Annotated in this window: 13 protein-coding genes; 9 read left to right on the top strand and 4 right to left on the bottom strand. The window is 54.4% G+C overall.

The window, feature by feature from the left end:
- Window positions 1–42: 42 nt before the first annotated feature.
- From KP708_RS03370 to KP708_RS03360, 3 genes are read right to left on the bottom strand one after another with little or no spacing between them, the layout of a single operon-like run.
- Window positions 43–1,284: a Zn-dependent hydrolase gene (locus tag KP708_RS03370; RefSeq protein WP_215750390.1), complete on the bottom strand. Its 1,242-nt coding sequence runs from the start codon at window positions 1,282–1,284 to the stop codon at window positions 43–45.
- Between the two features lie 57 nt (window positions 1,285–1,341).
- A complete protein-coding gene (gene preA, locus KP708_RS03365) occupies window positions 1,342–2,610 on the bottom strand; it encodes an NAD-dependent dihydropyrimidine dehydrogenase subunit PreA (RefSeq protein ID WP_215750389.1) in 1,269 nt (422 codons plus the stop codon).
- Complete coding sequence (locus KP708_RS03360) at window positions 2,603–3,955, bottom strand: NAD(P)-dependent oxidoreductase (protein WP_215750388.1); 1,353 nt, start codon at window positions 3,953–3,955, stop codon at window positions 2,603–2,605. The genes preA and KP708_RS03360 overlap by 8 nt, the downstream gene beginning before the upstream one ends.
- Before the next feature lie 306 nt (window positions 3,956–4,261).
- Between KP708_RS03360 and KP708_RS03355 the strand changes: the two genes are divergently transcribed.
- The 9 genes from KP708_RS03355 (at window position 4,262) to KP708_RS03315 (ending at window position 15,432) form a co-directional block, all read left to right on the top strand.
- A complete protein-coding gene (locus KP708_RS03355; RefSeq protein WP_215750387.1) occupies window positions 4,262–4,537 on the top strand; it encodes a YtcA family lipoprotein in 276 nt (91 codons plus the stop codon).
- 2 nt (window positions 4,538–4,539) lie between these two features.
- Entirely contained in the window at window positions 4,540–5,589 is a 1,050-nt protein-coding gene (gene mdtN / locus KP708_RS03350) for a multidrug transporter subunit MdtN (protein ID WP_215750543.1), read from the top strand.
- Window positions 5,570–7,399, top strand: a complete 1,830-nt coding sequence (locus tag KP708_RS03345) for an FUSC family protein (RefSeq protein ID WP_215750386.1) — start codon at window positions 5,570–5,572, stop codon at window positions 7,397–7,399. The genes mdtN and KP708_RS03345 overlap by 20 nt, the downstream gene beginning before the upstream one ends.
- On the top strand, window positions 7,396–9,018 hold the full coding sequence (locus KP708_RS03340; protein ID WP_215750385.1) for a TolC family protein: 1,623 nt from the start codon (window positions 7,396–7,398) through the stop codon (window positions 9,016–9,018). Before KP708_RS03345 ends, KP708_RS03340 begins: the two co-directional genes overlap by 4 nt.
- Window positions 9,019–9,776: 758 nt before the next feature.
- Window positions 9,777–10,328 carry a sorbitol dehydrogenase family protein gene (locus KP708_RS03335; protein WP_215750384.1) on the top strand — a complete coding sequence of 184 codons (552 nt, stop codon included), beginning with the start codon at window positions 9,777–9,779 and terminating at the stop codon, window positions 10,326–10,328.
- Between the two features lie 19 nt (window positions 10,329–10,347).
- The gene (locus tag KP708_RS03330) at window positions 10,348–11,808 is read left to right on the top strand and encodes a cytochrome c (protein WP_215750383.1); all 1,461 of its coding nucleotides are present in this window, start codon (window positions 10,348–10,350) and stop codon (window positions 11,806–11,808) included.
- A gap of 20 nt (window positions 11,809–11,828) precedes the next feature.
- Window positions 11,829–13,463 (top strand): GMC family oxidoreductase, encoded by a 1,635-nt coding sequence (locus tag KP708_RS03325; RefSeq protein WP_252347408.1) that lies wholly within the window; start codon window positions 11,829–11,831, stop codon window positions 13,461–13,463.
- Window positions 13,464–13,576: 113 nt separating this feature from the next.
- Entirely contained in the window at window positions 13,577–13,978 is a 402-nt protein-coding gene (locus KP708_RS03320) for a heme-binding protein (RefSeq protein WP_371822736.1), read from the top strand.
- Window positions 13,975–15,432, top strand: a complete 1,458-nt coding sequence (locus tag KP708_RS03315; protein ID WP_215750381.1) for a carbohydrate porin — start codon at window positions 13,975–13,977, stop codon at window positions 15,430–15,432. Before KP708_RS03320 ends, KP708_RS03315 begins: the two co-directional genes overlap by 4 nt.
- Window positions 15,433–15,617: 185 nt before the next feature.
- Here the strand turns inward: KP708_RS03315 and KP708_RS03310 are convergent, their stop codons facing one another.
- On the bottom strand, window positions 15,618–17,639 hold the full coding sequence (locus tag KP708_RS03310; protein ID WP_215757145.1) for a GAF domain-containing protein: 2,022 nt from the start codon (window positions 17,637–17,639) through the stop codon (window positions 15,618–15,620).
- Window positions 17,640–17,763 lie beyond the last annotated feature (124 nt).

The following is a 17,763-nucleotide window of genomic DNA, read 5'->3' as shown; positions in this document are numbered from 1 at the left end:
ACAGCAGACAGGCTGGACGACAAGCCCCTGATTGGCAGAACCTTAGAGCGTGCTGTCTGCCCGCAAAACAGCGCCTAGCAGAACATTGGCCCCTGCTTCGGCTTCGCTCTCCGTGATGCTTTCTTCCTCGTTGTGACTCAGGCCATCCCTGCAGGGTACAAAAATCATCGCCGTTGGTGCCACTCGTGCGAGATACGCAGCGTCATGACCCGGACCTGAGACAATCGGAAGCGGATCGTAGCCCATTTGGCGTGCAGAGTCCGCGACCATCTCCACGCACCGCGCGTCAAAATGAACTGCGGGCGCATCCCAGAGAGGCACAATCTCCAGCGTCACTCCTCCAGCTTCAGCAATGCCGTGGAAGCGATCCATGAACTCCTGCTCCATGGCGACGACGACAGCATCATCCGGGTGGCGGATATCCACGGTAAAGAACGTCTCACCAGGCACGACATTGTTGCTGTTCGGGCGATTTTCAATCAGGCCCACTGTTCCCACGGCTCCCGGGGCATGGGCCTGCGCGATCTCTGAGAGGGCCACAACCATTCTGGACGTTGCCAGTAGTGCATCATGACGCATGGGCATGGGGGTGGAGCCAGCATGAGCATCCTTGCCCTTTACCGTCACTTCATACCAGCGCATTCCCTGTACGCCGGAGACAGCACCGATGACGCGATCTTTGACCTCAAGAATGGGCCCCTGCTCGATATGCAGCTCGAAATAGGCCGCGATGGGATGATCGCCACAGATCTCTTCACCGCGATATCCGATAGAAATCAGTTCGTCCCCAAAGCGTGCCCCTGCGCGATCTCGCTTGTCCAGAACCTCCTGTTCCGTAAAAACGCCTGCGAAAACGCCTGAACACATCATCGGAGGCGTGAAGCGTGACCCTTCTTCATTCGTCCAGTTGATCAGTTCGATGGGGTGGCGCGTTGTATGCTCGGCTTCATGAAGCGCCCGTAGAACAGCGAGGCCGCCCAGAACACCTAAAATACCATCAAATTTTCCGCCGGTGGGCTGGGTATCCAGATGACTGCCCATCGTGATCGGAGGCAGGCTGTTATCAAGTCCCGGGCGGCGGGCAAACATGTTGCCCATCGTATCAACTGTGATGGTGCAGCCCAGGCTTTCACAGGTCGCAGCGAACCACTCGCGAACCTGTTTGTCTTCGGGAGTGAGTGTCAGCCGACGGATGCCGCCTTTTGGCGTTCCACCAAACCGGGCCGTATCCATCAGATCTGCCCAAAGAGCGTTCCCATCAATCCGCATATTGCTATGAAACATGCCAGTCCTCTTTCATCCGTCCTCTTGGCTGACCTTTTGGCCGCCGTGTCATGCCTCTCAGGCGGGAATGCGATTAGGATTGGAAGGATGATGGGGCCACGTCAGCTCTCCATCGACAGGTTGTGGAACCATTGTGATGCAGTCATCCACCGGGCAGACATGCGCACAAAGATTGCAGCCAACGCACTCGTCTTCGATCACTTCGTAATGTCGGCGATCAGCGATGTTTTTCTTGGAAATGGCCTGATGGGACGTATCCTCGCAGGCGATATGACAAAGACCACACCCGACACAGGCATCCTGATCGATATTGGCGAGGGTCTTGAACTTCATGTTGAGCTGGTTCCACGGTACGAACTGCGAAACCGCCCGCCCTGTCAGATCCTCCAGCCGCTCATAGCCTTTCTGGTCCATCCAGTTGGACAGGCCATCAATCATGTCTTCCACGATGCGGAACCCATAATGCATCGCGGCGGTACAGACCTGAAGCGATCCTGATCCCATTGCAAGAAATTCGGCAGAATCCCGCCAGTTGCTGATTCCACCAATTCCGGAGATGGGAATTCCAGCCATAATAGGATCTCTGGCAATCTCTCCGATCATGCGTAGCGCAATTGGCTTCACGGCAGGCCCGCAATAGCCTCCATGTGTCCCTTTTCCGCCCACAACCGGCATGGGCGCCATGGCATCCAGATCTACGCCGATGACGGACTGAATGGTGTTGATCAAGGATACAGCATCCGCCCCACCTGCCCGCGCGGCGCGTGCGGGCATCAGGATGTTAGTCACGTTTGGCGTCAGCTTGACGATCACCGGCATCCGCGTGTTCTGCTTGCACCAGCGTGTTACCATTTCAACGTATTCCGGGACCTGCCCGACCGCCGCACCCATATTGCGCTCGGACATGCCATGCGGGCATCCGAAGTTCAGTTCGATCCCGTCTGCGCCTGTCTCCTCAACGATCGGTAGAATGGCTTTCCATTTATCTTCCTCGCAGGGCACCATCAGGCTGACGATAAGGGCACGATCCGGAAATTCACGTTTGACGCGCTTGATTTCCGCGATGTTGGTCGCAAGCGGACGGTCCGAAATCAGCTCGATGTTGTTGAGACCGATCAGGCGACGTCCTTCAAAGCCCAGGGCTCCATAGCGGGAGCTCAGATTGACGACCGGTGGATCTTCCCCAAGCGTTTTCCAGACAACACCACCCCATCCGGCCTGAAAGGCCCGGCGAACGTTGTATTCCTTGTCCGTCGGCGGAGCAGAAGCTAGCCAGAATGGATTGGGAGATTTGATCCCAGCAAAAACTGTGCGCAGGTCAGCCATTGTGCTCAGCCCTTTCCGTGTTGGATGCCATCAGTTCACCATGAAGCGCTTCAGCCGCGTTCCGTCCGTCCCGAACGGCTGCAACGGTGAGGTCTTCTCCTGCCGTACAGTCGCCGCCCGCATAAACTCCCGGCATGGAGGTGCGTCCTGTTTCATTCACAACGATGCGCCCATTTTCCACGAGGATCTGGTCGTTTCGCACTGGGTCTGGGACAAAAACCTGTCCGATTGCTTTAAGAACCATGTCCGCTGCGAGTGTGAAGGCATTCTGCGGATCGTACCCGCCATCAGGCGTGCCTCGAAGAAATGTAATGCTCCTGATGGCTCCGTCTTCGACATTGAGTTGACTGGGAGACGCCCAAAATCTGACCGTTACGCCGTTTGTTTGGGCCCATTCCCGTTCAACTTCCGTAGCGGACATGTGCGCAGCCCCGCGGCGATAAACCAGCGTCACCTCTTCTGCGCCCAAACGTTTCGCCTGAACTGCTGCGTCAACCGCCGTATTGCCGCCGCCAATCACGACAACCCGCCTGCCAACCACGACCTCGGAAAGGTTTCGGGAACGCAGGGTCTCAATAAAATCGACCGCATCCAGAACACCCTCTGCGAATTCGCTTTCCAGGCCTAGAGCGCGGACACCTGCCAGACCCAGCCCCAGAAAAACGCCATCATAGGTCTCGCGGAGGCCTGCAAGCGTGATATTCTCCCCGAGCGTCGCGTTACTCTGGAAGGTAATCCCTCCAATTTCCATGAGGAAATCGATTTCTTTCTGGGCGAAATTGTCAGCAAGCTTATAGGCCGCGACACCATACTGGTTGAGGCCACCCGGTGCATCGTGTCGATCAAAGATCGTGACATCATGCCCATGCATCGCCAGACGATGTGCGCAGGCCAGTCCCGCCGGCCCCGCTCCTACGACGGCTACACGCTTCCCAGTGCTTGCCGCTCGCTGAAACGGGTGGGTTTTCTGCTGCATCTGCCAGTCTGTAGCAAACCGCTGGAGTGCGCCTATTCGCACGGCATGATGAGCTTCAATCGCGGTGTGAACACATTTCTGCTCACACAGAATTTCGGTCGGGCAGACCCGTGCACACGACCCGCCCAGAATGTTGGACTGAAGAATGGTGCGCGAGGCGCCAGCAAGATTGTCAGACGCAATTGCTTTGATGAACCGCGGAATATCAATGTCCGTGGGACAGGCCTCAACGCAAGGGGCGTCGTAGCAGTAAAAACATCGATCCGCTTCCAGCGCTGCCTGTTCAGGCGACAAGCCGGGGTGAGCGTCGGCGAAGTTGAGTTCCAGAGCGGATTCCGGCAACCGGCCACATGCAATATCGAGTCGCATACTCGTCTCCTGCCTGACTTAGTTCGTAATCGGAATGGTATGGGTTCGAAATACTTTCGTGCAAGGATTTTCTGACCAAACGTTCAGCTTATTCTCTGTGAGGGTTGAATGATGCCTGTTCAGATGTCTGGCTTCCCTGCTGGTGTGGCCTCAGGGAAAAAAGGAAGACGGAGGATATTCTCGGCCCTGGGGCTCCTCATTCTTGCAAGTCCAAACGTTTCGTCTTTTGACACGGAGTAGCGTTTAGAAAGGAATGTGGTAGGTTCAGGCTCTGTTTCTTGGACGCAGAAAGCACTGATACTTCTTATGCGATTTACCCGCCTGCGTTTTCTAGTCCCTGTCTTGGGTTTATTGGCAAGTGAAGGATGCACTCTGCAAGGTGCCCCTTCTTTCCCAGCTGTAGGCGCTTACTTTCCGGACTGGATGGTCTGTGGCCTCATCGGTGTTGTGGTAGCTGTCGGATTACGAGTGATATTCCTTTTAACCGGCCTTGATGCCATCCTCAGCTTTCGTCTCTTCACCTATGTCGCGCTGGGCGTTATCGCCGCACTGACTGTGTGGACGCTGGTGTTCGGGCCTTGATGATGCAGCGCGTTCAAGTTTCCGGCAAAAAGCCGATTGGTATTATCGTTGCAATCGTCTGCGTTGGGGTAGCCATTCTCTTCGGCGTCCATGTCTCGCATGAAGACAGCACTCATCCGTCTTCTGACAGCGCAAGTATTGACGCGGAAATGGTGCACGTCGCCTCCACCGTTGGTGGTCGGCTGAAGGAGCTCCGAGTTGTCGTCAATCAGCATGTTCATAAGGGTGATGTTCTTTACCAACTTGATCCTGAACCCTACGAACTGATTGTTCGACAGGCTCAGGCCAATCTGGATCTCGCGAATGCGGAGGTCGAAAATCAGACACGGCTGCTCAGCATCAAGACATCGAACGCCGCCACGGCAGATGACCAGGTTGTTCGCGCCAGAACCAATCGTGATTTGGCCGCACGCACGGTAGAACGCCTGAAGCCGTTGGCAGGACAATCCTACATTCCGTGGCAGCAGTATGATCAGGCTCGTGTGGCACTCCACGACGCTGAAGTGTCGCTTTCGCAGTCGAGAAACCAGTCTGTCGCAGCGACCACAGCGATCGGAGATCTGAAAAGCTCTCTTGCCGCACGGGATGCCAGTAAGGCAGCCCTGGACCACGCAAAATACGAGCTACGCCAGACTATGGTTACAGCTCCTGCGGATGGTTATGTCACGAGTTTACGGGTTAAAGCCGGTGAAGTTCTTGCGCCGTCTCAGGTCCTGTTCACGCTCATTGCCGATGACGAGTGGTACGCTACCGCCAATATCCGTGAGATCAATCTTTCTTCCGTTCAGATTGGCGACTGCGTGACCGTTCACTCGATGATTGATCGCCATAGTCCTCTACGCGGACACGTCGAAAGTATTGGTTGGGGCGTCCTGTCTGTAGATTCTGCTGGCATTGCCCGCTCGCTGCCCATCGTGCCGCGCCAAATGGACTGGGTTCACGTCGCCCAACGCTTTCCGGTCCGTATCAAGCTAGAAAGGGCAAACCCGCTTTTGCTCAGACTTGGCGCTACAGCAACCGTTGAGATCCGGCATGGCGCTGCCTGTCCCTGACACTCTGGCGAATGCCCCGTCGTCTTCCAGCATGAGAGGGCCGGGACTGGGATTGGCACGGATCTGGCGGCTGGTCTGTGACCCTGCCCCCGGGCGATTAGGATATGCGCTTCGTATGGCTGCCGCATGCACAACGACCGTGCTGATTGGGGAAATCTGGCAGGTTCCGGAGCTGGCCGTGCCTGCCCTGGTGACCATGGCGCTGTGGCAGAAAGACCGCGTGACAAATGCTCTGGCTGGGGTGGCTGTAAATGTCCTCATCCTCATTCTGCTTCTGATCATTTACGCGCTCATTCACCTGACGCTCGATCATCCTATGGGACTGGTGATCGTCATTGCCCTCTTGTCGTTCAGTTTTTTCTTTCTGGGCTCAGCCAGCAAACTAAAGCCTGTGGCTTATATGTTGGGCTTGATCACTGTCTATGGGTTAATAGCGATTGATCAAGTCCCGGTTGGAGAAGTCGTGACACGCGCCCTTCTCTACACGGATCTCTTTCTGGCCGTGCCGGGGGCGGTCATGATTGTGCTGGGGCTGTTGATTTGCCCATCCCCTAAAAAGATCCTGACGGATAGCATTGCTGCCCGGCTCTACACGGCTGTTCGCCTTCTCCAAACTCCTGATGCGCTAACACAGGAACGAGCGACAGATATGCTTCGGGAAGGCACGGCGGGCATGATGAAGTCCGCCAAGATGGCCTCACTTGAAAAGATCTGGTCTCTCCACGATTTGGCCTGCTTGCGACAGGCAGCCAACAGCAGTGTTGCCGTTCTTGCGCTTGCTGATGAGGCGAGCCGGGCAAGGCAGCCACAGGAGCAGTTGTCTCGCCTGACTGAAACGCTTGAAGGCATGGCAAGGATTTTCTCGGAGGGTGACTATCCCGCAGCCATCGAAAGCCCTGTGATCGCTGCGGAGCATCCGTCTTTAAAAGCGATAACCGCTCTCCTGCCGAGTTTCACAACCCCTCCGGCCCCTGTCGCTGGAAAATCGCCAGAAAAGAAAAAATCGGGTTTCTTTTCTGAGGACGCCTTTACCAATCCCGACCATGTCCGCTTCGCAGTGAAAGGGACTGCTGCCGTGATGCTAAGTTATCTGACCTTCAAGGTTCTGAATTGGCCAGGCATTCACACTTGCATCATCACATGCTTCATCGTCGCGTTGCCTACGATGGGCGAGATGATTTCAAAGCTGACACTGCGCATCACGGGTGCTCTTATAGGCGGAACGCTGGGGATCGCCTCTATTATCGCCGTGATGCCACACCTGAATGGTATCACTGGATTTCTGGCGCTTGTCTTCGTTGTTTCCCTGATCGCGGCGTGGGTCAAGACAGGCGACGAACGTATTGCTTATGCTGGTTTTCAGATCGGTCTGGCATTTTATCTGACAGATCTGAAGGGCTACGGCCCCACAGCAGACATGGCTACCGCACGAGACCGTATTGTTGGCATCATGCTTGGTAACCTCATTACATATGCCATGTTCACAAGCTTCTGGCCGGCAAGTGCCTACGATCATTTGGGGGCCAGTCTTCGCAAACTGACAGATTGCCTGAAGCGGCAGGGAAAGGCTCAGAGCTCTGAAGATCAGCTTCAGGCGGCTGCTCTTAGTCAATCCGCGTTACTGGAAAGCGAACGAACGCTGGAATATGCGATGTCTGAGCCTGTCCATATGCGCGCGGACCAGCCCCGTCTTCAGGCCGCCCGGAATGCTTTGAAAGATGCCTCGAGGCTGACTGAAGAATTGCTTGCAACTCCCAAGCGGCCAGACCTCGCCGATCGCACGGCACGACTGGAACAGATTGCTTCATGATTCACTTCAAAAGAACCTTTTTGCTGCCGCTCCTGCTATCGGGCTGTGCGACCCAGGCACTTGAAACGGCGCCAGCCAGCCCTGATCAGCCATGGCAACCGAATGTCGCTGCAAATGGAGAACTGGTGCCCGGTAAGCCCGGACCACATGCACTGGCCTTCCCTGCTGGATACACATTGCCGTCCAATAGTCAGATCCATGTGCGGCCCCCTGCCCCTGAATTGGCGCCACAGGCTGGCCATGCCTATTCCCTGCCTGAACTGATTGATATCGCACAGTCGGCCAATCCAGAAACCAGACGTGCCTGGAACCTTGCGCGCGATGCCGCTCTGGCTGTGGGAATTACGAAGAGTGCGTACTTGCCCCGCCTGACCGCGACAGTTGTGGGCGGATACAATCATAGCCGTAATGACGGTGCGAACCCATCGGTCAGCAATGTGGGCATTGCTGAGGACGCAATCAACTCCGGCCTGAGCGGGTTAAACAGTGCTTTGGGCGGTGTTCGTAACAGCCGGTCAGGCGCTGGCGAAATCCAGACTTTGGGTATGGAATGGCTTCTGTTCGACTTCGGCAAACGTGAGGCCGTTATTGCCGCCACAAAGCAGGCACAGATTGCAACCAATGTGCTCTTTACTGCGGCTCATCAGAAAATCATCTATGGGGTGACAACGGCCTATTACACCCATGCTGCAGCGCAAAGCCGTGTCGTATTGCTGCGTAAGGCGCGGGACAATGCACGCTTTGTGGAGGCCGCCGCAGTCGCAAAGCTACATCGGGGGCAAGGCACCGTAGTGGATGTCACGCAGGCTCGGCAGGCTACGGCACAAACTGAACTGCGACTTGTGCAGGCAGAGGGCGACGAACAGAATACGGCCCTTGAACTTCTGAATGCCATTGGTATTTCGCCGAACACGAAACTTGAGACACTCGATATTTCTGGCCGTCCGCTCGGGCTGGACGACATTCGCCTGACTGATGCATTTGTCCAACAGGCCGTTTCACGCAGACCGGACGTTCTTGCAGCATACGCGAATGCGAAGGCGGCAAAGAGCAGGGTTCGCGCAGCGAAAAGCGAATTTCTGCCCAAGATCTTCATGACTGGAAATGTGGCCTACACCACGGGGCGTCTGGCGCTCTCATCCGTGCCGGGAGTTGGAAGTGAGGCTCCCCCAACCCTTAACTTATCGAGTAATGCCTTCAGCAGTTTGATCCTTGGTGGGATTACTGTGCCCATCTTCGACGGAGGAACCAGAGCAGCGTTACTTAAGCAGGCTCAGGATCAGTCGGACAGTGCAGATGCGACATTGCAGCAAACAGTCGACAGTTCGGTGAAGCAGATTGTAGTCGCAGAAAATGCGCTCCGTACAAGCCTGAGTGCCTATACCGCATCAGCAAAACTGGAGACGGCAGCGATGACGAGTTTTGAGGCATCCTCGGCCGCATATCGTAGTGGCGTAGGCTCCATGACGCAGACAAGTATCGCGCAGAATGCTTATCTGGATGCAACACTTGCTCATTCGGATGCTTATTATGCCGCTTTGATCGCTGCTGCTGGACTTGCCTTTGGGACGGGCTCTCTTAACCAGAATGAGGGGCCCTCACTCCCGAGTGCCATGTAGTGCTCTGAAATCCGAAAATTTTAAGGTCATGACAATGAATGATTGTCCGAAGCTGATTTGTTCTTATGGAGCTGGTGCCGGAAAGCTGGGTAAGCAGCTTATGAAAGCGTAAACCCTTTTTCATTTATTTCGTCTGAAATAGAATTTGCCTTTCTAAAAGGCTTATCAAAAAACAGTTTACTTAAATTTTTGATATAAGCCACGGGCCGCGTAGCTATCCAAACACGGCTATGCGCGATCTTTCCTCCTTCAATGAAGCAGATTTTCAGCAAACCTTACTCATGTCTGGTGACCTGGGCTGAGAACATGGTGGTGTTCTTGATTGTGTCCTTGATCAGCCAATGTAGCACTAAACCGAATCATAATTTTTCAACGCAATCGCTATTTTTCGGTTCGCCCTTAATCTGAGCAGAAAAGAAAATTTATAGCCAAAAGATAATGAATAGCTTCTGTTCGGTATTTCTTTATCGTTATAGAAAATATAAAAAATATATCAAAATGAAAAAATACAAAAACCAGATATAAATTCTAAAACAACAAAATAAATATTTATATAAACATCTCATATTATAACAAAATCGTGTTCTTTTATATTAAAATAAAAAGAATATAATTCCATTTATGCCAAAAACGTTACCAATAACAATAATTAAAATCACCATCCTGTTATAACGAACAAAAAATAGTCATTTCTATTATTGGGGAGAAAAACGGATGAAGAGGCATAACGTATCAAACTATGTCTCTGGAGAGCGCCGTTGGAAAAAATTCCTGAACCTCACCCTGCCCCGGTTTTCCTCTCCCGCAGGCGGCTCCTGGCTTTTTCCGGTGCCTGCATTACGGCCGCCGCAATAGGCACAGTGACGAAAGGTTCTGCTCAAGAAATAGTCGCGTCAAATCGAGATGGCGTTTCGGATTTCATGCAGCTTTCAACCTTCGCCACAGGTCATAAAAATCTGGATCTCAGTATAGGATCTGCATTGCTCCTTGCTCTTGAAGCGCAGAGCCATGGCTTTTCCGGGCAGGTAGCATCGCTTCGCGACCGTATTGCCAAAAACGGCTATCAGGATGTTGAAGCGCTGGACGCTGCGCTTCAGGGAGACCCCCTGCACCCGACGCTCCTTCAGATTATCCGTGCCTGGTATGCGGGCGTCATTGAAAGTGGAACAAACGCCAAGGTTTATGCCTTCGAGAAGGCGTTGATGTACCAGTCCTCCCGCGATGTCGTCGTCATCCCGACATATGCCCATAACGGGCCGAATTACTGGGTTGCAGAGCCCGGTTCCGTCGATGCCATGCCGGAATTCTAAGGAAATTATCTCAGTGAACATGCGATATTTTCGTCCTCTGTCCGGCACTGCCCTGACGACCGCTCTGCTTTTCGCAGGACCGTCTGCGTTCGCGCAGCCGACAGAGCCGACCCCAGCTTCGGCCCATCATCCATCGATCAGTCGCGGTCATTATCTTGCGATTGCGGCTGATTGTGCCGCTTGTCATACCAATGGACGGGATGGCCAGTTTCTGGCTGGTGGATATGCCATAGCATCTCCTATGGGCAATATTTACTCCACAAATATTACACCTTCGAAAACATATGGCATTGGAAACTACACACTAGAGCAGTTTTCCAAAGCTCTGAGACACGGTATCCGCGTAGACGGTGCACAGCTCTATCCGGCCATGCCTTATGACGCCTATAACCGCCTGACGGATGAAGACGTCAAATCGCTCTACGCCTACATCATGAACGAAGTAAAACCCGTAGACGCGCCATCACCAAAAACGCAGCTTCCCTTCCCGTTTTCCATCCGTGCGTCTCTGGGTATCTGGAAAATTGCGGCACGGATTGAAGGCAAGCCCTATGTCTTCGACCATACCCACAACGATGACTGGAACCGCGGTCGTTATCTGGTCGATGAACTTGCGCATTGTGGGGAATGTCATACGCCTCGCAATTTCCTGCTTGCACCCAATCAATCCGCCTATCTGGCTGGCGCAGATATAGGGTCTTGGCGTGCGCCGAATATCACAAATGATCCCGAGAGCGGTATTGGTGGCTGGTCGGATCATGATCTCTACCAATACCTGAAAACCGGCCAAACCGCTCATGCGCGGGCGGCTGGACCAATGGCTGAGGCCGTCGAACATAGTCTTCAGTATCTGCCTGACGCGGACATTTCGGCTATCGTGACCTATCTCCGTTCGGTCCCGCCTAAAGCAGAAGCTGGGGAGACCGTGGCCAACTTCGCTCACCTCGGTCGTCCATCAAGTTACAGCGTGGCCGACGCGAATGCGCGCCGTAATAACAGTACCCTCTCCGGGACGACGGACGGTGCAGCGCTCTATGAAGCTGTCTGCGCGAGCTGCCATCAGTCGAACGGCAAAGGATCTCCTGACGGGTATTATCCGTCTCTTGTAGGGAATACGACGACTGGTCAGCGCAATCCGAACGATCTGATCGCCAGTATTCTTTATGGCGTCGATCGCACAACGGATGACCACGAAATTCTGATGCCTGCGTTCGGCCCTAGTTCGCTGGTGCAGCCATTGACGGACGGCCAGATCGCCGCGATCGCCGATTATGTTCTGAGCCACTTTGGCAATGCGCAGGCCACGGTCTCCGCCGATGCGGTCAAGCAGGTTCGTATTGGCGGCAAGCAGGTCCCTCTCGCCAAACTCGCAAGTCCGGGCGTGATGCTCCTTCTCGGTGCAGGCGGCGTCTTTGGTGCCATCATCGTAGCGGGTGGCGTTTGGTGGCTGATCAGCCGTCGCAAACAGCGTGTCGCTTAATAGAATTCAAAGGTAAAATCATGTCTGGTGAAACGCTTTCGGCTGATGTCGTCATTATCGGAGCAGGAATCTGTGGGTCCCTGCTCGCCCATAAACTCGTCCGCAACGGTCTTTCTGTGTTGCTGCTGGATGCCGGTCCCCGTCGTGATCGTTCGCAGATTGTGGAGAACTGGCGGAATATGCCGCCTGACAACAAGTCCCAGTATGACTACGCAACGCCTTATCCCAGTGTTCCCTGGGCTCCGCATACCAACTATTTTCCGGACAATAATTACCTGATCGTCAAAGGCCCGGACCGTACGGCCTACAAACAGGGCATTATCAAAGGCGTTGGTGGCACAACCTGGCATTGGGCAGCATCGAGCTGGCGGTATCTGCCGAACGATTTCAAGCTGCATTCCACGTATGGCGTGGGGCGTGATTATGCCATGAGCTACGACGAACTCGAGCCTTATTACTACGAGGCAGAGTGCGAAATGGGTGTGATGGGTCCTAACGGAGAAGACATCACGCCGTCTGCGCCCCGCAAGAACCCTTGGCCCATGACGTCCATGCCCTATGGGTATGGAGACCGCACTTTCACTGACGTGGTCAGCAAGCTTGGCTTTTCGAATACGCCCGTGCCACAGGCCCGCAACAGTCGTCCGTATGATGGCCGCCCTCAGTGCTGTGGAAACAACAACTGCATGCCGATCTGTCCGATTGGCGCCATGTACAACGGGGTCTATGCCGCACTGAAGGCAGAAAAGCTGGGGGCCAAAATCATCCCGAACGCTGTCGTTTACGCGATGGAAACGGATGCCAAGAACCGGATCACGGCGATCCGCTTCTATGACCCGGAAAAACAGTCACATCGTGTCGTTGCCAAAACGTTCGTCGTGGCTGCAAACGGCATTGAAACGCCTAAACTGCTTCTGCTCGCAGCCAATGATCGCAACCCCAACGGGATTGCAAACTCATCGGACCTTGTTGGCCGGAACATGATGGACCATCCGGGCATCGGTATGAGCTTCCAGTCTGCTGAGCCTATCTGGGCTGGCGGCGGTTCGGTTCAGATGAGCTCCATCACGAACTTCCGTGACGGTGATTTCCGTTCGGAATATGCCGCGACACAGATTGGCTATAACAATACGGCTCAGAACTCCCGTGCAGGTATGAAAGCGCTGTCTATGGGGTTGGTTGGTAAGAAACTGGATCAGGAGATCCGCCGTCGTACCGCCCATGGCGTGGACATCTATGCCAACCATGAGGTCCTCCCCGACCCGAACAACCGTCTTGTGCTCTCCAAAGACCACAAAGACGCTCTCGGTATTCCACACCCGGAAGTCACTTATGACGTGGGAGAATATGTGCGTAAGTCGGCGGTCATTTCTCGGCAGCGTCTGATGGACATTGCCAAGGCCCTTGGCGGAACGGAAATCGAGATGAGTCCGTTCTTTACGCCGAACAATCACATCACCGGTGGCACGATCATGGGCCATGATCCGCGTGATTCTGTCGTGGATGAATGGCTCAGAACCCATGATCACGCCAATTTGTTTCTCGCAACGGGCGCAGCAATGGCGGCGTCTGGAACGGTGAATTCCACTTTGACGATGGCTGCGCTCTCACTCCGCGCTGCCGATGCCATTCTCAATGACCTGAAACAGGGGTAAGTGTTTTGTACAAACTATTTCAGCGCCGGACCGCTGGCGCCGTCCTAAGTATTCTTGTCGCAGCATCAAGTCTTACAGGGTTTGCATCAGCGAAGGATCTGACAGTGAATTTGGTGACCTCAAATACCCTCATTGACCAGGCCAAGAAGCTGGCTGCGGCCAGTCATGCCCGTGTCGCTATCGCTATTGTCGATGCGGGAGGAAATCTGGTGTCTTTCCAGAAGATGGACGGGACACAACTCGGGAGTATTGAACTGGCCATCCGCAAGGCCAAGACGGCGCTGTCTTTCGCGCGCCCGACTGCTGACATGGAACATGCCCTCAACAGCGGGAATTACATGATCAGCACGCTACCGAATGCCCTTCCCGCCGGCGGTGGATACCCGATCATGGTGAACAACGAACTCGTGGGAGCGCTTGGCCTGAGCGGTGGCGAAGGTGAAACTGATGCCCATCTCGCGCAGTCCACAGTCACCACCTTCCTGAAGACTTCAAAGACAACGAGCACTGAATGAAAACCCGACGTCCAATGCACAGGAAAAAACTCGTTGGATTTTTCCTGTGCGCGGCTTTGGGTATCATTGGTCCCTGCCGTCAGGCGCTCGCGCAGAGCGAAACTTCCCAGAACCTTGCGACACCTGAGTCTTACAAGTCCCGTGCCTTTGCGATGGAAGGCATGGGCACGTTCGCGGTCGGTCCCCTCGTCCCGTCTCTGTATGGAAATCCTCATTTATTCGGAGACTGGGGTGGTGCGCAGACATGGCTTACAAAGCACGGCATGTACCTGAATGTCGCGCTCAATGAAGAATATATGGCCAATGTCACAGGTGGCCGCACGCGTGATAATGTGCTGGCCGGTCAGGTGGCTGCCGAACTGGATGTGGATTGGCAGCAGCTTGCCGGTGTGAAGGGTCTCTGGACGCATCTTCTCGTCATTAACGGTCATGGGCGCAGCTTCAGCCACACACTCGGCGATTCAGTGACCAATCCTGAACAGATCTACGGTGCCCGCGGTAACGTTGTCGCGCATCTTGTCTCAATGTATGCGGACAAATCCTTCCTGAATGACCGTATTATCCTGTCTCTTGGCGATATTCCCACGGGTAGCTTTTTCGCCTTTGATTACGTCGCTTGTTCTTTCATGAATGTCTCTGTTTGCAGTAATTTCGCTCCTGGGAAGTACGTCCCAGGCGGCCGCGATTGGCCGTCTGGAAATCTTGGTGGTGTGTTGCGTCTTCGACCAACGGAGCAGACCTACATCATGGGAGGCGTCTTCGCGGTTTCGCCCCATAGTTACAACGGCGGCATCTCAGGCTGGGCTCTGGCTCAGAGTGGATTGGGTAAGGTCTCGTCGCAGATTGAAATCGGGTGGATGCCGTCTTTTGGCAAGAATAAGCTGCGAGGCAATTACAAGCTTGGCGCCTGGTACGACAACTCGCGCTATCCGAACCTTTACGAAGACGTCCATGGTAACTCCTTCCAGGCTACGGGCCTTGGGCGGCGCTATGAAGCCGGGATGACGTCCGCCTGGTTCATGTTTGACCAGATGCTGGTCCGTAATGGGCCGGGCGTTACCGATGGGCTTATTCTTATCGGCGGTGTTGGATATGCGCAGGGCAATCTTGTTGCCATGCGGGATCACGAATGGATCGGCATAGTCGATAGCGGGACGCCGTGGCATCGAAGTGGTGATCAGGCCGGTATCATGTTCCAGCATATGGACATGAGCCATACCGTGACGCTTCAGCAGGAATCATCCCTCGCGCTTGGTCTGCCGTATCTGGATAATCAGTGGGGCCCTGTTTACGGGGTGCAGCACTGGGAGAACGTGTACGAAGCGTTTTACAGCACCCACATTATGCGAGGCACAACCTTGCAGGCGGATTTCCAGTATCTCCAACGCCCAGGGGCTACGACCACCTTCAAGGACGCCGCTGTTATCGGGGGGCAGCTGACAGCGAACTTCTAAGATTTCAGTAGAGAATTTGCCAGATTGGATGAGGTGATCAACCTGAACGGCGGCTCTCTACTGAATCGTTTATCAATGATTTTAAGCTAGGCTATCGAGGCGCAGGATTTGTGACCCATATATGGAATTTCCGTTAAGCCAGCTTCCTGATACGGGGCTTGATCAAGGAAAAAGTGCGTGGTTGTTTACTGCCGAGCCATGGAGACAGTAGATGCCGTCATCTCCACGCGCAAACCTTCGGCGTCATAGTAAATTTCTGTTGTCCCCTGATGTCCAAGACCAGCTTTTAGCAGCCGAATTCCAAATCCTGTTCGGGTAGGTCTTGTTACCAAGGGGCCACCAATTTCGCGCCATATCAATATCATGGTCGTTTCAGGGCCGTATCCTTCAGTGGTCCAGCTTAAATCTACCAGCCCGTCAGGGGCATTGAGTGCACCATGTTTCAAGGCGTTCGTCGCCAGCTCATGGAAGACCATTGAGAAGGACGTTGCAGTGTCCGGACCAAGACACAGGAAAGGCCCGTTGACTTTAACCCTTTCCTTCACCCCTAGCGGAGCCAGAACGCCTGCTGCGAGGCTGGCAAGATCAGTAGATCGCCAGTTTCTTTTCATCAGCAGATCATGCGCAGAGCCCAGTGCGATCAGGCGGGCTGTAAATGTCGCGAGCGCGCTTTGGTCTTCAACGCCACGAAAGCCTTGATGGGCAAGGCTTTGGACAATGCTGAGTGTGTTTTTCAGTCTATGCAGGATTTCATGGTTGATGAGGTCCTGTCGGGCAATCGTGTCCCACTCGTCCACACCCGCAAAAATTCTGTCGGCGGCCGTACGAATGAAAGACGTCTCGTCCACTGTCCATTCGCGCGCTTGAGAGCAATGCACGAAAAGGCACCCTGTCAGTTCGCCTCCTTTAATTKTTGGAACGAGAACCTGCGCAACAACCTGTACAGCCTGATAGGCTTCCTGTTCGACATTCATCCACGATGTATGGGTAATATCGTCCAGGATGAAGACGGACCCTCCGCGGAGGAAATCTGACGTGTGCCGGAAGGCCTCAAACGAAAACTCTCCACTGATGGGAGGTATGTCGGCCGCGCACCAACTTTGCTCCACCGTAAAGCGTTCGTCGCGCATTGAGATGCGCGCGAAGCCTACCCGCTGAACGTTAAGGCGATTTCCCATCAACTGACAGATTTCTTCCAGGGCCTGCTGGCGCGTTTCGGCGGTCCGGAGTGCGTCACCAATCGCGAGGAGTGTTGTCAGCCGGGCGGTGGCATTTCTTTCGGGCGTCACATCCTGCAAGGTACCAATCAGACGGATTGGTCGACCAGTCTCGTCATGATCCAGAATTCCCTGACGCAGAACCCACCGTTCTTTCCCGTCGTCAGAACGGAGGATGCGATATTGCAGTCGTAATGGAGCAGTCCCTTCAAGGATCCGGTTAAGCGTAGGGACTGTAGCCTTGTCGTCCGGATGGATTAAGGCGACCCATTGCTCCGCCGACAAGGTTGGTGTCTGAGGAAGGCCTGCAATACGGCAGACTTCCGGAGATACCGTAATGTCTCCCGACACAAGATCGTATTCGTAGATCCCAATGCCACCGGCAGCTCCTGCAGCCTGCTGAAGCGCATATTTTTCCAATGCATGACGGCGTTCTGCCTCGGCTTCACGTGCCCGTTTTGCGGCGCGCTGACTACGAAGCTGCTGGGCTGTAAGGCGACGTTCCTGCGTAACTGCGGCCTGCCTCAGATCCATCAGGCGCATGGATTGTCGGGCAAGCGCTGCGAGGCCGTCTTTCTGGGGGGAAGACAACCCATTCGGCCGTGTCGCAAGATCGACAACGCAGAGTGTCCCAACCACCTTTCCCTGAGTATCGAACAGCGGGTAGCCCGCATAAAACCGTAGCCCTGGCGTTCCACAGACGAGAGTATTCTTCTGAGTATGCGGATCGGCCAGCATGTCTGGAATGACAACGGGCACCTTGAGGGCAATAACCTGCCCGCATCCGGAATTTGCCAGTGGCCCAAAAGGTTGGTCCGTACCGACGCGTGCTGAAAACCATAGCCTTTCATGATCCAGTATGCTGATCAGGGCGATGGGCGTTTGACACAAAGCTGCTGCAGCGACCGCAATGTCGTTCAGGTCGGGGTCGGAAAAAGCCGCCAGATCCCCATAGGGATTTACCCTATCCAATCTATCGGCAGCGCCCATTCTCAAGGTGTATCCAAATCCTGCATGATTTTTAGTATAGTGCGAGTGGTGGCTGGCTCCAATCCCGTTTCGATGGAACGTATCGTCACGGTAATTAAATAAGGCGTGTTTCGGGCTTTGAATG

Origin of the sequence: Gluconobacter sp. P5H9_a (assembly GCF_018812085.1) — a bacterium.
GTDB lineage: Bacteria > Pseudomonadota > Alphaproteobacteria > Acetobacterales > Acetobacteraceae > Gluconobacter.
The sequence above is the reverse complement of the archived record's forward strand: the minus strand, read 5'-3'. Positions and strand labels throughout refer to the sequence as shown.

What these genes read in the sequence shown, in the direction of transcription:
- mdtN (WP_215750543.1), top strand. Translation starts at nt 4,540, where the DNA reads ATGCAGCGCGTTCAAGTTTCCGGCAAAAAGCCGATTGGTATTATCGTT.
- KP708_RS03315 (WP_215750381.1), top strand. Translation starts at nt 13,975, where the DNA reads ATGAAAACCCGACGTCCAATGCACAGGAAAAAACTCGTTGGATTTTTC.
- KP708_RS03325 (WP_252347408.1), top strand. Translation starts at nt 11,829, where the DNA reads ATGTCTGGTGAAACGCTTTCGGCTGATGTCGTCATTATCGGAGCAGGA.
- KP708_RS03360 (WP_215750388.1), bottom strand. Translation starts at nt 3,955, where the DNA reads ATGCGACTCGATATTGCATGTGGCCGGTTGCCGGAATCCGCTCTGGAA.
- KP708_RS03355 (WP_215750387.1), top strand. Translation starts at nt 4,262, where the DNA reads ATGCGATTTACCCGCCTGCGTTTTCTAGTCCCTGTCTTGGGTTTATTG.
- KP708_RS03370 (WP_215750390.1), bottom strand. Translation starts at nt 1,284, where the DNA reads ATGTTTCATAGCAATATGCGGATTGATGGGAACGCTCTTTGGGCAGAT.
- KP708_RS03340 (WP_215750385.1), top strand. Translation starts at nt 7,396, where the DNA reads ATGATTCACTTCAAAAGAACCTTTTTGCTGCCGCTCCTGCTATCGGGC.
- preA (WP_215750389.1), bottom strand. Translation starts at nt 2,610, where the DNA reads ATGGCTGACCTGCGCACAGTTTTTGCTGGGATCAAATCTCCCAATCCA.
- KP708_RS03330 (WP_215750383.1), top strand. Translation starts at nt 10,348, where the DNA reads ATGCGATATTTTCGTCCTCTGTCCGGCACTGCCCTGACGACCGCTCTG.
- KP708_RS03345 (WP_215750386.1), top strand. Translation starts at nt 5,570, where the DNA reads ATGGCGCTGCCTGTCCCTGACACTCTGGCGAATGCCCCGTCGTCTTCC.